The 14860-nt window shown below is 66.6% G+C and carries 12 protein-coding genes; 4 read left to right on the top strand and 8 right to left on the bottom strand.

The window, feature by feature from the left end; all coding sequences use genetic code 11:
* Positions 1-105: 105 nt before the first annotated feature.
* Positions 106-420 carry an HNH endonuclease signature motif containing protein gene (locus FBZ88_RS13100; protein WP_246138641.1) on the bottom strand — a complete coding sequence of 105 codons (315 nt, stop codon included), beginning with the start codon at positions 418-420 and terminating at the stop codon, positions 106-108.
* A gap of 74 nt (positions 421-494) precedes the next feature.
* Positions 495-695 carry a hypothetical protein gene (locus FBZ88_RS13095; protein WP_244909245.1) on the bottom strand — a complete coding sequence of 67 codons (201 nt, stop codon included), beginning with the start codon at positions 693-695 and terminating at the stop codon, positions 495-497.
* Between the two features lie 523 nt (positions 696-1218).
* Between FBZ88_RS13095 and FBZ88_RS13090 the strand changes: the two genes are divergently transcribed.
* Genes FBZ88_RS13090 through FBZ88_RS13080 form a run of 3 tightly spaced genes read left to right on the top strand, consistent with a single transcriptional unit; the run spans position 1219 to position 4289 of the window.
* Positions 1219-2430, top strand: coding sequence for a Re/Si-specific NAD(P)(+) transhydrogenase subunit alpha (locus FBZ88_RS13090; protein ID WP_145617386.1), 1212 nt, complete (start codon positions 1219-1221; stop codon positions 2428-2430).
* Between the two features lie 5 nt (positions 2431-2435).
* A complete protein-coding gene (locus tag FBZ88_RS13085) occupies positions 2436-2864 on the top strand; it encodes an NAD(P) transhydrogenase subunit alpha part 2 (protein ID WP_040848625.1) in 429 nt (142 codons plus the stop codon).
* 15 nt (positions 2865-2879) lie between these two features.
* A complete protein-coding gene (locus FBZ88_RS13080) occupies positions 2880-4289 on the top strand; it encodes an NAD(P)(+) transhydrogenase (Re/Si-specific) subunit beta (protein ID WP_145617385.1) in 1410 nt (469 codons plus the stop codon).
* A gap of 81 nt (positions 4290-4370) precedes the next feature.
* Here FBZ88_RS13080 and FBZ88_RS30250 read toward each other — a convergent pair whose 3' ends face one another.
* From FBZ88_RS30250 to pepF, 5 genes are all read right to left on the bottom strand, one after another.
* Positions 4371-5303 (bottom strand): DUF2971 domain-containing protein, encoded by a 933-nt coding sequence (locus tag FBZ88_RS30250; RefSeq protein ID WP_186464371.1) that lies wholly within the window; start codon positions 5301-5303, stop codon positions 4371-4373.
* A gap of 16 nt (positions 5304-5319) precedes the next feature.
* Positions 5320-6372 (bottom strand): S66 peptidase family protein, encoded by a 1053-nt coding sequence (locus tag FBZ88_RS13070; protein ID WP_246138640.1) that lies wholly within the window; start codon positions 6370-6372, stop codon positions 5320-5322.
* Between the two features lie 85 nt (positions 6373-6457).
* A complete protein-coding gene (locus FBZ88_RS13065; RefSeq protein ID WP_145617384.1) occupies positions 6458-8503 on the bottom strand; it encodes an aminopeptidase P family protein in 2046 nt (681 codons plus the stop codon).
* Positions 8504-9010: 507 nt separating this feature from the next.
* Positions 9011-9880 (bottom strand): 50S ribosomal protein L11 methyltransferase, encoded by an 870-nt coding sequence (locus tag FBZ88_RS13060; RefSeq protein ID WP_145617383.1) that lies wholly within the window; start codon positions 9878-9880, stop codon positions 9011-9013.
* 111 nt (positions 9881-9991) lie between these two features.
* Positions 9992-11878 (bottom strand): oligoendopeptidase F, encoded by a 1887-nt coding sequence (gene pepF / locus FBZ88_RS13055; RefSeq protein WP_145617381.1) that lies wholly within the window; start codon positions 11876-11878, stop codon positions 9992-9994.
* A 214-nt stretch (positions 11879-12092) separates the two neighbouring features.
* Between pepF and FBZ88_RS13050 the strand changes: the two genes are divergently transcribed.
* Positions 12093-13688: a tetratricopeptide repeat protein gene (locus tag FBZ88_RS13050; protein WP_145617379.1), complete on the top strand. Its 1596-nt coding sequence runs from the start codon at positions 12093-12095 to the stop codon at positions 13686-13688.
* On the opposite strand, the gene FBZ88_RS13045 is transcribed toward FBZ88_RS13050, so the two are convergent.
* A complete protein-coding gene (locus FBZ88_RS13045) occupies positions 13685-14785 on the bottom strand; it encodes a 2OG-Fe(II) oxygenase family protein (protein WP_145617377.1) in 1101 nt (366 codons plus the stop codon). The two genes, FBZ88_RS13050 and FBZ88_RS13045, sit on opposite strands and share 4 nt — an antisense overlap.
* Between the last annotated feature and the right edge of the window lie 75 nt (positions 14786-14860).

Here is a 14860-nt window from a genome sequence, read left to right as displayed (position 1 = left end):
GGATGCGACTGCATCCACCGGAGCTTTCCCGGATGCGAAGCGGACTGGAAAGCGAGGAAGCCCAGTGGGCGGATGCCCGCCGGGCGCCCGAGGGGCGCGCAAACGTTAGCGCCGCCGCGGTTCCGTCCTCGTCACGAACTCCGGCGGCTTGTTGGCAACCCAGCGGATGAAGGCGGCGATCGCGGGATGGGCGCGCAGGGCGTCCACCGTGGCGTAAGCCCCGGCCAGATCCCGCTCACTTAATTCGGCATGGATTTTCCGGTGGCAAACCCGGTGCAAGGGCACCGTCACCCGTCCGCCTTGGCTGCGCGGCACCAGGTGATGCTGTTCCACGGAGGGGCCGGGCACCAGGGGACGGCCGCACAGGGCGCAGAGACCCGGCTGGGAATCCGGCGCCGGTACCGCCGCAGCCTTGTCCAATCTTCCGAACTTCCGGCCCATATCCCAACCCCGTCCGGCCCTCTCTTTCAGGGGCCTGGAGGAGTATAGCGCCCTTAATGGCGGCGCGCGCCGTCCTCACCGAACACCACGACGGGATAGCCGTTGTAGTTCTCCGGCGCGCCATGGTCCGGCGCCGTGACCCGCAGATAGATCAGGCCCTCGCCGATGCCCACGCCCACCACCGGGCGGCCGGCTTCCGTCAGTTCCTTGAACAGGGCGCGCCCGGCCGCGGCCAGCGCATGGGAATCGGTCATCACGAACTCTCTCGTCCACATGGGCGTCACCCGCATCCTGTAAGGCCGTTGCTGTCTGATGACGGTTCAACGCCGGACGGGGGAACACCGGGCGCAGTTTAACGGCGCGATTTGGACCAAACCACCCCAATGTCCCGCATAGGCCTTTTTCGCCCCTGGCCTCGCGGCGCGTCCTCGCCCACCCTACCTCCTCCCGAGGCACCCAATCGACGGGGACCCCGTCCCGGCGTCCCGCATGGCTGGCCCTTATGGTAACCGGTGGACAATTCCACTTTCGCCTGTACACCCTGGCAATGGAGAGGGGGACGAATGGATGGCATTAATCACTTTTGCTGCGGAGCCTTGCACGCATCGTGACGGTTCCATGCGCACACCCCTCCGCTTCTTCACAAAGATTACCGGATAGGTCATGGTGGCCCAGCGTCATCACCCTTCCGCGATAAAGACGTTCTCGCGGCCAAATTGAATCAAGCTGGCCCAAACCCAGCGTCACGGGGTCCAGCGATCATGGGGAGCGTAACCAATGAAAATCGGCGTACTTAAAGAACGTCGACCGGGGGAGCTGCGCGTCGCCGCCTCGCCCGAGACGGTACGGAAATTCGTCGGGCTCGGATTCGACGTCACCATCGAGACGGGCGCCGGTGTCGGCGCCGCCATCACCGATGATGCGTTTGCCGCCGCCGGCGCCACCATCGCGCCCGACGCCGCCAGCACCCTGGCCGATGCCGACGTGGTGCTGAAGGTGCAGCGGCCGGAACCGGAAGAGCTGGCGCTGATCAAGCGCGGCGCCAAGCTGGCCGCCATTCTCAGCCCCTACGGCGACGCGGAGCGGGTGAAGAGCTACGCCGACGCAGGCGTCGATGCCTTCGCCATGGAGTTCATCCCCCGTATCACCCGCGCGCAGAGCATGGACGTGCTGTCCAGCCAGGCCAACCTGGCCGGATACCGCGCCGTGCTGGACGCGGCGTACGAGTTCGGCCGCGCCTTCCCCATGATGATGACGGCCGCCGGCACCGTGCCGCCGGCCCGCGCCTTCATCATGGGCGTGGGCGTGGCGGGCCTGCAGGCCATCGCCACCGCCCGCCGCCTGGGCGCCATCGTCTCGGCCACCGACGTGCGCCCGGCCACCAAAGAACAGGTGCAGTCGCTGGGCGCCACCTTCGTCGCGGTGGAGGATGAGGAGTTCCAGCAGGCGCAGACCGCCGGCGGCTACGCCAAGGAGATGAGCGCCGAGTACAGGGCCAAGCAGGCGGCCCTGGTGGCCGAGACCATCAAGAAGCAGGACATCGTCATCACCACGGCGCTGATCCCCGGCCGCAAGGCCCCGGTGCTGGTGACCGACGCCATGCTGCGGACCATGAAGACCGGCGCCGTGGTCGTGGACCTGGCGGTGGAACAGGGCGGCAATGTCGAGGGCAGCGAGCCCGGGAAGATCGTCGAGAAGTACGGCGTGAAGATCGTGGGCCACACCAACGTGCCCAGCCGCATCGCCGTGGACAGCAGCGCGCTCTACGCCAAGAACCTGCTGAACTTCCTCACCCCCCTGGTGGACAAGGAAGCCAAGGCGCTGAAGATCGACTGGAACGACGACATCATCAAGGGCACGGCCCTGACGCGCGACGGCGCCGTCGTCCACCCGACCTTCGCCCCGGCGGCCCCGCCGCCCGCCCCGGCGCCCGCGCCTGAACCCGCCCCGGCCGCCGAACCGGCCGCCGCGCCTGAGAAAGCGGAGTAAGCCCCATGGACGCGCAAAACTACGCCAAGAACGCGGCCGACCTCGCCACCAACGCGCAGAAGCTGGCCGAGCAGGCCGCCAACGTGGCCAACCAGGCGACCCAGATCGCCACCGACCAGGCCCAGCAGGGCATGCCCTTCATCGTCACAGGCCTGACGGTCTTCGTGCTGGCGGTGTTCGTCGGCTACTACGTGGTCTGGCGGGTGACGCCGGCCCTGCACAGCCCGCTGATGAGCGTCACCAACGCCGTGTCGTCAGTCATCATCGTCGGCGCGCTGATCGCCACGGGTGCGCACCACTTCGGCTTCTCCATGGTGATGGGCTTCCTGGCCGTCATCCTGGCGTCGGTGAACATCTTCGGGGGCTTCATGGTCACCCAGCGCATGCTGGCCATGTACAAGAAAAAGGCCCCTGCCCAGGGCGCCAAGAAGTAAGGGGGCCGGACCATCATGCTGATCGCGACTTCGCTCGCCTATCTCGCGGCCGCCGTGTGCTTCATCATGGCGCTGCGCGGGCTGTCCAGCCCGGAAACGGCCCGCACCGGCAACGCCTACGGCATCGCCGGCATGGCCATCGCCATCATCACCAGCCTGTTCGTGCTGCCACAGTTCTCCGTCCTGGCGGCCGTGCTGATCATCGTCGGCATCGCCATCGGCGGTGCGGCGGGCGCGCACATCGCCCGCACCATCAAGATGACCTCGCTGCCCCAGCTGGTGGCGGCCTTCCACAGCCTGGTGGGCCTGGCCGCCGTATTCATCGCGGCCGCCGCCTTCTACGCGCCGGAGGAATACCGCATCGGCACCGACGGCGACATCCATGTCGGCTCCCTCATCGAGATGAGCCTGGGCATCGCCATCGGCGCCATCACCTTCACCGGCTCGCTGGTCGCCTTCCTGAAGCTGGACGGCCGCATGAGCGGCAAACCCCTGGTCTTCCCCATGCAGCACCCGCTGAACGCGGCGCTGGCGGCGGGCCTGATGCTGCTGATCCTGCTGCTGTGCACGACGCAGAGCGCCTTCTTCTTCTGGCTGATCATCCTGGTGTCGCTGGGCCTGGGCTTCCTGCTGATCCTGCCCATCGGCGGCGCCGACATGCCCGTGGTCGTGTCCATGCTGAACAGCTATTCCGGCTGGGCGGCCTGCGGCATTGGCTTCACCCTGCAGAACCCGCTGCTGATCATCACCGGCGCGCTGGTCGGCTCCTCCGGCGCCATCCTCAGCTACATCATGTGCAAGGGGATGAACCGGTCCATCTTCAACGTCATCCTGGGCGGCTTCGGCGGTGATGCCGCCGCCGGCGCCGCGGCGGGCCCGGCGGGCGACCGCAGCTTCAAGTCCGGTTCGGCCGACGACGCCGCCTTCATCATGAAGAACGCGTCCAGCGTCATCGTCGTGCCCGGCTACGGCATGGCCGTGGCCCAGGCCCAGCACGCCGTGCGCGAAATGGCGGACATCCTGAAGAAGGAAGGCGTGGACGTGAAGTACGCCATCCACCCGGTGGCGGGCCGCATGCCCGGGCACATGAATGTGCTGCTGGCCGAGGCCAACGTGCCCTATGACGAGGTGTTCGAGCTGGAGGAGATCAACCGCGACTTCGGCCAGGCGGACGTCGCCTACGTCATCGGCGCCAACGACGTCACCAACCCCGCCGCCAAGACCGACCCCAGCAGCCCCATCTACGGCATGCCCATCCTGGACGTGGAAAAGGCCAAGACCGTGCTGTTCATCAAGCGGTCCATGGGTGCCGGCTACGCCGGTGTGGAGAACGAACTGTTCTTCCGCCCCAACACCATGATGCTGTTCGGCGACGCCAAGAAGGTGACCGAGGAGATCGTGAAGGCCATGTCGGGCGGGCATTGAGCCCTTTAGAGCCCAGAGTGTAAGACAAGGCCCGGCGGAGCGATCCGTCGGGCCTTTTTCTACGAGAAAAAGTATCGATTTCTATAGAATTCTCTCTTCCAATACGCCGATAAGTCCGCGCACACGACGATAAATCTCAATATTTCCCCATCGATCTGATGATTTGACTTTTCCTATTATTTCATCAATAAATTCTTTTCCAGCATCGTAACCTATCACGATTGAATGTATCGCCTGCGATGGAATTTCAAATAGGAAGACTCGATTTCCAAATTTGTCAATGCTATCGGACCTCACTGCCTCACTCACCATTCTTAGCAGGCGAACCTCTTCTTCATGTTGCCAATCAATTTTCTTCCTTAATAATATTGCTAGCGGGAACCCATTAGATTTTATGGCCTCTTCAATTTTCCGATCCAGAGCTTCTTCGATGCTAATTCTTTGGCCACAGATACGTAGCATTCCACCTTGATTAGATACGCGAACAGGCTCGTCACTGTATTGAACAGGATGCGAGCGATCCCTAAAGAATAGGTGATCTTGCCAAAAGCGGACCTGCAAACCTGAATGGCTTCCACCATAATAGGCCCACATTGGCTCTGAAATAAGTTTAGACGAAAGACTAAAAATGGCAAAATTCTCGTTAGCATAATTGTTATATAATTCGACAACTCGCTCGGATATCGCCTGATCAAATTCCGATATTTTAGAAAAAGGTTCCGCTCTTAAACGTGGCTCCGACATTGGCCACAAGCCAGGGAAGCTCTCTTCATCGTAGCGATGGGCTGGGCACGACGCTAGAAATAACGCCTCAATCGTGCTTCGAGGAGCTCCATCCAGACCAACACTAGCTGCGTCTGCGTACGCCACCGCCCAATCTTCATCAGAATATCCGCTAAATAGAACCTCCGGCAGCGCTTCCCGAAAGTCATTCAGCGATTTCGGTTGCGAGAATCGAAATAAATTATTGTCTATGAACCCGGTGTGATTTGTATATTTAGCAAGAAGTCTCATCCACTCCCCCTCCTTTTTACCCCACCACCCCGCTCTCCAGCACCGTCAGGGTGTGGGCCGTAGCGTCCAGGTGGGCCTGGGCGCCCAGTGGCACGGTCAGGGTGTCGTCGGTGTGGCCCAGGGCCAATCCTGAGAAGACGGGGATGCCCAGGTCGCCCAGCACCAGGTCGAACACCTCGTTCAGTCCGTAGGGCGAGGCGTCGGAGGGCTTGTCGCAGCCGGCGCAGGCGCCGACGACGATACCGGCGGCGGTCTGCAGCTTGCCGGCGTGCCGCAGGGTCCACAGCATGCGGGCGATGGCGTAAGGCGCCTCGTCCACATCCTCGACCATGAGAATGGCGCCGCGCGTGTCGATCTCCCAGGGCGTGCCCATGGCGGCCATGATCATGGACAGGTTGCCACCCACCAGCCAGCCGGCGGCCTGGCCGGGTACGATAGTGCGCAGGGGGTAGTTGGGGCGGAGCGGATTGCCCTCCTCCGGATTGGGGAGGGTGCCCAGGGGGTCCGGCGCGCAGATGGCGCGGCGCAGCGCCTCCAGCGAAAAGGGCGTGAACTTGGCCAGGCCCGGCATGCGGCCATGGAAGGTGACCAGCCCGGCCTTGCGCGCGATGGCCAGATGCAGCAGCGTCGGATCGCTGAAGCCGAGGAAGACCTTAGGCTTGCGGCGGATGAGATCGTAGTCCACCCCGTCCACGATCTCACTGATGCCATAGCCACCGCGCGCGCAGAAGACACCGCGGATGGCCGGGTCGTTGATGAAGCCGTGCAGGTCGGACAGCCGCTCCTGGGCGGAAGCCTTGAAGGCCCGCGAGCGGTCGAAGAGATGCGGCGACAGCACCGGCACCAGGCCCAGGGCTTGGACGACAGCCGCCACCCGGTCGGCGACGGCAGGGTCATAGACGGCGGTGCTGAGATCCAGCACGCCCACCTTGTCGCCCGCCCGCAACATCGGGGGGCGCAGCATGGTCGGCTTGATCAGCGATGGTGATGACGCCGCGTGGGCGCCATCGGCCGAAGACGCGATGACGGCGGCGGTACCCGCCGTCGCCAGGAATGAACGCCGATCCACTGCCGCCCCCTATACTGCCGCCCCCTGCCATGAGGACGGCAGCTTAAAGGATGCCGGCGGGCCCGCAAACCCGCCGGATTTAATCTCAGATGGGCGCCGTCGCGGTGGCCAGCCAGGCGGCGGCATCAGCCTCCAGGTGTGGCCCCACCTTTTCCGCCACGCGGGCGTGATAGGCGTTCAGCCAGGCCTTCTCCGCCTCCGTCAGCAGCGCGGGCTCGATCAGATTGCGGTCGATGGGCGCCAGAGTCAGGGTCTCGAACGCCATCATGGGGTGGTCGCCGCCGGGAATGTCCGCCGCCGGCCGCACCAGCACCAGGTTCTCGATGCGGATGCCGTACTGGCCCGTGCGGTAATAGCCGGGCTCGTTCGACAGGATCATGCCCGGCACCATGGCCACCGCGTTGGGGGCCTTGGCGATGCGGGCCGATTCCTCATGCACCGACAGGAAGCTGCCCACGCCATGGCCGGTGCCGTGGTCGTAGTCCAGGCCCTGGGCCCACAGGAACTGGCGGGCCAGGATGTCGATCTGCGAGCCGGTGGTGCCCTTGGGGAAGCGCAGGGTGGCCAGCGCGATGTGCCCCTTCAGCACCAGGGTGAAGTGGCGCTTGGCGTCGGCCGGCGGGGTGCCGACGGCCACCGTGCGGGTGATGTCGGTGGTGCCATCCAGGTACTGCCCACCGCTGTCGATCAGGTAGACGCTGTCCTTCTCCAGCACGCGGTTGGTCTCGGGTGCTGCGCGATAATGGACGATGGCGCCATTGGGCCCGGCGCCGGAAATGCTGTCGAAGCTGGTGCCCCGGAACATGGGCTGTTCCTTGCGGAACTCGAACAGCCGATCCGACGCCTCGATCTCCGTCAGGGTGCCGGCCGCCGCCGCACCGCTCAGCCAGTGCAGGAAACGGGTGACGGCGACACCGTCGCGGGCATGGGCGGCGCGGGTACCGGCGATCTCGACCGTGTTCTTGGCGGCCTTGCGGAAGACGGTGGGGTCGCGTTCCTTCACCACCCGGGCGCCCGCCTCGGTCAGGCGGTCGAACACCCAGGACGCCGTCCAGATGGGGTCGACCCGCACCTTGCCGCCGGTGGCGCCCATGGCCTCCAAGGCGCCGCGCAATTCCTCCGGCTTGCGGACCGAGACTTGGTTGCCCAGGTGGACCTCCAGCCCCGGCACCAGTTTGCGGCTGTCGATGAACAGGTCGACGTCGCCGTCGTTGGTCAGCAGGGCGTAGGATAGCGGCAGGGGCGTGTTGGGCACGTCGCCGCCGCGGATGTTCAGCAGCCAGGCGATACCGTCCGGCTGGGTCAGCACGGCCGCCAGTTCGCCATTGCGCTTCAGTTCGGCCGCGATCTCCGCCCGCTTATCGGCGGAGGACTGGCCGGCCTGGGCCAGGGCCTGGGCCACCACCGGCCCCAGCGGGGCGGAGGGGCGGTCATGCCAGATGGCGTCCAGCGGGTTGGTGTCGACCGCCACCAGTTCCGCGCCGGCGCGGCCCAGGGCCGTCTTCATGCGGTCGATCCAACCCACGGTGTGCAACCACGGATCATAGCCGATACGGCCGCCCTTCTTCACGATGCTGGCGATCCAGTCGCCGTGGAAGGTCTCGGTCAGATGATGGCGCTCATAGAGGCTGGCCGACACCTGGGCCTCGGCCTGCAGGGTGTAGCGGCCGTCGACGAAGACGGCGGCGCGGTCCCGCATCACCACGGCGACACCGGCGGAGCCGGTGAAGCCCGTGATCCAGGCCAGGCGCTCCGACCGGGCGGGCACATACTCACCCTGGAATTCATCGGCGCGGGGAATGACGAACCCGTCCAAATCCATGCGCGCCAGTTCGGCGCGCAGCGCTGCCACGCGGGCGGCGATGTCACCCACCTGCGGCGGGGGCGGCGCCTCGATCAAGGACTTCAAGGCGGCCAGCTGGGCCGCCAGTTCCTCCGGCAGGTCGCGGCCGAACAGGGACAGGAAATGGCCCGGGTCCACATCCTCCGGCGCCGCCCGCACCCCGCGTAGCAACTCCCGCACCCCGGCCACGTCACGGTCGATGCCGGCGGCCCTCAGCAGGCGGGCCAGCTCAGCATCGCCCCGGTAGGGTTCAATGGCGGGGTGCGGGGTATGATGGGTGCTATCCACGGATAAGACGCCTCTCTCAAGGCCGCGAGGATCGGCGGCCGATTGATTTGGGGGACGAAGCTAGGACGCGGCACACGCGCGCGCAAGGATATGCGCCCGATGGAATCCCGGACATCGCGGGCATGCCCTGTGACCACCCTAAAGCCCCCTTGCCGCCAGTGTAGGCGAGGCTTTTGACAGCATCAAATTTTTTGGTGGGAGGCCCTCACGCGGGGGAGGGAAAGCGTCGCGGCGGGGACCAACGCGGGGAGAAGACCCCCGCCGCGACTTACCGGCGCCGGTCGCCCGATGCCGTATCCGTTGGGCCGTCCGTCCCGCGCGGGACGGCGGTGCCCAAGGCCTTCGTGATACGCTTGGCAGCCCACCCCTGTCTGCCGCGTTTACACACGCGTTACATGAATTTACAGGCGTGAAAACGCGCCCGGAAAAGACGAACGCCGGCCCAGGGCGGGACCGGCGTTCAACATCCTGAAAATTTTGGATTCCAGAAATTTTGGACTGGGGGGCTCAGCCCTTCATCACCAGTGTGTTCCACTCACCGATCTGGTAGCGGCGCACCAGCTTCAGACCCTGGCGGCGGTGGGCGGCGATGACCAGCTTCTCCTGCCGGGCCAGCAGGCCGGACAACACGGCGACGCCGCCCCGGCGCAGGTTGCGGCGCAGCTGCGGCGCCATGCGGGCCAGGGGGCGGGCCAGGATGTTGGCGACGATCAGGTCATAGGGGCCCTTCTGCCGCACGATGGGGGTGCGATAGCCATCGCCGCCGCGGCAGGTCACCAGCTTGTTCACCTTGTTCAGGCGGGCGTTCTCGGCGGCGATCATGATGGACAGGGCGTCGATGTCCACCGCCGCCACAGGGGCGTGCCACAGCTTGGCGATGGCGAAGGCCAGGATGCCGGAGCCGCAGCCCATGTCCAGCGCCCGGGTCACGGGCATGGACTTGTTGAGGTCGCTCAGCGCCCGCAGGCAGCCCTGGGTGGTGGCATGCTCACCGGAGCCGAAGGCCATGGCGGCCTCGATCAGCAAGCCGATGGCGCCGGCGGGCACCGGCTTCTTGTGGTGGCTGCCGTGGACGAAGAAGCGGCCGGCGCGGATGGGCGGGAAGCTGAGGTAGGTCTGGGTCACCCAGTCTATGGGGGCCAGCGGCTCCACCTCGATCTGGGGCTGCGGCACGCCCAGGGCCATGGCCAGCACGGTGACGCGGGCCACCAGGCGGGACTGGTCGGGCTCGCCATGGCTGGTGCCCTCGATCAGCCAGTTGCCGCCCTCTTCCAGTTCGAAGGTAGACACGGCGTCGACATGGCTCTCCAGCACCTGGGCGAAGTTCTGCACCACGTCCTCATGCACCGTCAGTGCGACCCGCCACATGCCCGACATCACCCACACTCCCGCAAAATCATGAAAGCCCATGGCAAAAGGTTCCGGCGGGCTGCCCCGCCGGAACCTGCGCATTCTCTATAAACGGTGCTGATTCGCCTGTGAAGAAAATCAGTCCTTCTGATCCAGCAACCGTTCCATCTCGGTGATGACGGCGTCCATGCGGCGTACCAGCGCCTGGTAGGGGGCGGGTGAGGCCATGTCCAGGCCGGCCTTCCTCAGCACGTTGACCGGATAGTCCGACCCGCCGGCCTTCAGCGCCGCCAGGTAGGTGTCGCGCGCCGCCGGCCCACCGTCGCGGATCTTCTCCGTGAAATAGGCGGAGGCCGAGATGGAGGTGGCGTACTGGTAGACGTAGAACGGCCGATAGAAGTGGGGGATGAAGGCCCACTCCGCCGCGTACACCGGATCGATCTGCATCACGCCCTGGTCGGCGCCGTGGTACTTGCGCAGCAAGCCCAGGTAGATTTCCGTCATGCGCTTGCCCGACATGGGCTCACCCTTCTCCACCGCGTCATGCACCTGCAGTTCGAACTCGGCGAACATGGTCTGGCGGAAGAAGGTGGCGCGGATGGTCTCCAGCTCATTGCCCAGGTACAGCAGCTTCTCTTGCTTGGTCTTGGCGTTGGCCAGCATGTAGTCGGACAGCAGGAATTCGTTCGCCGTGGACGCGATCTCCGCCATGAACAGGGAATATCCCGCCAGCTCATAGGGCTGGGTGCGGTTGGCGAAGGTGGTGTGCATGGCGTGGCCCCATTCATGGGCCAGCGTGGACACGGAGTTGTAGTTGTCCTGATAGTTCAGGAAGACAACGGGGTGCAGCCCGTAGACGCCCGTCTGGTAGGCACCGGACTGCTTGCCCTCTTGCGGGTAGGCATGCATCCAGCGATGGGCAAAGCCGTCCGCCAGCGCCTTCTGGTAGTCGTCCCCCAGCGGCTTCACCGCCGCCAGCACCAGCTTCTCACCCTCCTCGACGGGGAACTTGGCGTCGGACGACACCAGGGGCGGATAGATGTCGTAATAGTGCAGGTCGGGCAGGTTCAGCATGCGCTGCCGCAGCTTGAAATAGCGGTGCAGCGTGGGCAGGCCCTTGTTGGCCTCCGCCACCAGGGTGCGGTAGACGCCCTCGGGAATGTCGTTGTTGGACAGCGAGGCCGCCACCGCCGATGGGTAATGGCGCAGCTTGGACTGGATGACGTCGCCCTGCACCGTGTTGCCCAGGGTAGAGCCCATGGTGTTGGAGTATTGGCCGAACTTGGTCCAGAAGGCGTCGAACACGGCCTTGCGCACGGCGCGGTCCGGATCCTCGCGATACTTCTGGTAATTGGCCTGGGTCAGCTTCACCGACTGCCCATTGGGAAGGGTGACGGTGGGCCAGTCGATGTCGGCGTTAGACAGCAGGTTGTAGGTGGTGCCGCCGCCGCCCAGCGCCGGGCTCAGCGCCGCCAGCACCCCCTCGGCCTCCGCCCCCAGGGTATGCGGCTTCAGGCGCAGCGCGTCGTGCAGGGCGAAGCCGAACTTGGCCAGCTTGGGCTCGGCCTTCAGGTAGGCGTCGACCTTGGCGGCGCCCAGCGCCTGGATCTCCGGCGACAGCCAGGCGGTCGCGGCCGAGACCTCACCCGACAGGTCCTGGGCCAGGCCGTCCCGCTCCTGCGCCGGCGCGTCGCGCGTGTCGGTGCTGGCGATGGTGCTGGCGTAGGTGCCCACCTGCTCCAACTCATGATAGACGCCGTAGATGGCCTCCAGCGCCGCCAGCGTGGCCGCCGGCCCCTTGGCCAGCGTGCCCTTGTACTTGGCCAGGCCCGGCAGTTCGGCCTTGATCTTGGCCCGCGCGGCGTCCCAGTCCGCCGGCGACTTGTAGTAGTCGCTCAGGTCCCAGATGTATTTGGGATCGACCTTGGGATCGTCGGCGGCGCGCGCCGGCAGGGTCAGCGCCAGCAGGGAAACGGTGGACGCCGCCGCCAGGATGGCGCGGCGCAGAGTGATCTTGCCCGACATTAAGCAAAGCCCCCGATGTTCATGGGCGGAAGCCGGCGACACGGGCTTCCGCAGGTTGGGGCCCTTTATATCAGGCACTTGCAGCCAAGGCGCGGGGTGGTTTGTAACACGGGCGTAACGGCGAAGTGCTGCAGCCCCTCCACCCATTTGCCTTGAATTGCCGCCGGGCAGCCGGTCTTATCACGGCACGCCACGGCAAGGAGCGGCCCCCGAGATGAGCACCCCCGCAGCCCTGTTCCGAGAGGCGTTGATCGCGCACCGCGCGGGTGACCTGCCCCGGGCGGCGGCGGCTTATCAGCGGCTGATCGACCAGACGGGGCCGGAGCGGCAGGAGCACCGCGACGCGCTCGGCAACCTGGGCGCCCTGCGCTTGGCCCAAGGTGATGCCGCCGAGGCCGACCGCCTGTTCCAGGCGGGTTTGGCCCTGGCACCCCGCGACGCCGCCCTGCTGGACAACCGGGGCATCGCGCTGAAGTCCCTGGGCCGGCTGGCCGAAGCGGCGGACCACCACCGCCAGGCCATCGCCGCCAATCCCAGCCATACCAACGCCTACAGCAATCTGGGCGTCTGCCTGACGGAACAAGGCGACCTGCAGGGCGCCCGGCGCTGCCTGGAACGGGCGGTGGCGCTGGCCCCGGGCAGCGCCGATTCCTGGCACAATCTGGGCAAGGTGCATGAGGGGCTGGGCGACAGCCCCGCCACCATCCAGGCCTATCGCCATGCCGTGGCGGCGGATGCGGCCCACCGGCCCGCCTGGATCAATTTGGGCACGATCCTGGACCACACCGGCGACAGCATGGGCGCGCTCGCCGCCTATGATGCAGGCTTGGCGCTGGCCCCCAACGACGCCAAGATTCGATGGAACCGGTCGCAGGTCCTGCTGAAGCTGGGCCGCCTGGCCGAAGGCTGGGCCGAAGCCGAATGGCGCTGGACCGGCAATGCGGGCCTGGCGGCGCAGCGCCGCCCCTTCCCCATTCCCCTGTGGATGGGCGAGGACTTGGGCGGCGGCACCTTGCTGGTCCATTCCGAACAGGGCTGGGGCGACACCTTGCAGATGCTGCGCTTCCTGGCGCCCGCGGCGCGGGCCGCCAACGCGCGCCTGGTGGTGGAAACGCGGGCGGAACTGATCCGGCTGATCGAGGCCAGCTGGGATTTGCTGGATCTGGCGGCGGTTCGCCCCACGCTGCTGCCCCTTTCGGCGGACTTCCCCGGCGTCGGCGGCCTGCCCCCAGCCGATGCCCACCTGCCGATGATGAGCCTGCCCGGCCGCCTGGGCGTCACGCTCGATACCCTGCCCGGCGGGTCCATCCCCTATTTGCGGGCGCCGGAAGACAGCCGCCTGCGATGGGCCCCGCGCATCGCGCACGGCCGGAACGGCCGGCGCCTGACCGCCGGGCTGGTCTGGCAGGGCAACCCCGGCCACTGGAACGACCGCCGCCGGTCCCTGCCGCCAGAGACGCTGGCGCCACTGCTGCGCCGCGCGGATATCGCCTGGCACAGCCTGCAGAAGGACGGGGCGCCGGTGACCGGGCTCATTCCCCTGGGACCGGACCTTACCGACTTCGCCGAAACGGCAGCGGCCATCAGCGCCCTGGATCTGATCATCACCGTGGACACCGCCGTGGCCCACCTGGCGGGGGCCCTGGGGCGGCCCACCTGGCTGCTCCTGCCTTACGTGGCGGAGTGGCGGTGGATGGACGAGCGCACGGACAGCCCCTGGTACCCGTCGATGCGCCTGTTCCGCCAGCCGGCACCGGGCGATTGGCCGGCCGTGATGGCGGCGGTGGTGGAAGCGCTGGATACTTTTTAGTCCCGGGAAACCGCCTCCGCCTGGGCCGCCCATTCCCGGTATTCGCGCTGCTGCCGCTCCCCGGCCTCATCGAACAGGAAGGGCAGGTAGGCATAGCGGCGGCCCCGGGTGACCGGCAGGGCCTCATGCAACAGGCTGCAGGAAAAGACCACGGCGCCGCCGGTGGGCGCGCGATAGATGCGGGGGCCGAATTCGGGGAAACGCAGTTCCCCGCCCTCATAATCTTCCGTGTTCAGGTTCAGGGTGACGGCGAAGCGGCGATGGGCGGTGCCGGCGGAGGTGTTGTCGCGGTGCGGGCGGAAATAGCCGCCCTCCGCCGCGTCATAACAGGCGACCACATGACGCTCCATGCGCGTGGCCTCGAAGGCGAAGGCCTGACGCACCTGGGGCAGCAGGCGACGGGCGATGCGCTGGGTCGCCGCCTGGCACAGCGCCTCCTCCTCCATGAAATAGTCGCGGCGGCGCTTGCGCGTATAGTCGTAGACACCGACCAGCCGGCCGTCGACCTCGTTCATCACGCCGGAATCCAGGCCGCCGCGATCCTGATGCAGGGCGATCAGCAGGCGGCAGAAGTCGGGCTCGAACACCCGGGGCACTACCAGCACGGGCGCCTGCACCGCCATGCCGGCGTGCAGATCCGAGGGCGGCAGGGCCGCCACCGCCGACATCACCCGGTCCGCCTCGGCGGCAGGGGCCGCCATCAGGACCCGCAGGGTGGGATCCAGCAGCAGCCAGAAGCCCGTGTGGGCACCATCCGCGCCGATGGCGCCATAGCCCCGGCTGAGGCTGGAATCGTAATCCAGGAAATAGCGGATGCCGGGCAGCTGTGGCGTGATGTGGCCGGCGGCATCGTCACCGGGGCTGGTGGTGACGCCGAAAAAGCAGACCCGATCGTCATCGAACAAGGCACGGTTCGCGGCCACCGCGCGCAGCATGCCGGCACCCGCCGCCTCCCCGGCCGACGCGAAGAAGCCCAGCAGCACATGGCGGCCGGCCACCGTGTCCAGCGCGAACCGGGGATGTGTATGGGTGGGACCGTTGAACCACGGCACGGGCTCGCCACAGACGAACCGTTCCCAAGGACCTGATGCCGACATCGCTGACCTGACTTCCAACCGCGTCGCGTGATGGCCACCATAGCAGCAACCCGCCCCCCGGCCGCCAGTGCGCGT

It is taken from the genome of Nitrospirillum bahiense (genome assembly GCF_007828025.1).
In the GTDB taxonomy this organism is placed as follows: domain Bacteria; phylum Pseudomonadota; class Alphaproteobacteria; order Azospirillales; family Azospirillaceae; genus Nitrospirillum; species Nitrospirillum amazonense.
Note: the sequence above shows the minus strand (reverse complement) of the source record. Positions and strands in the feature narration are given on the sequence as shown.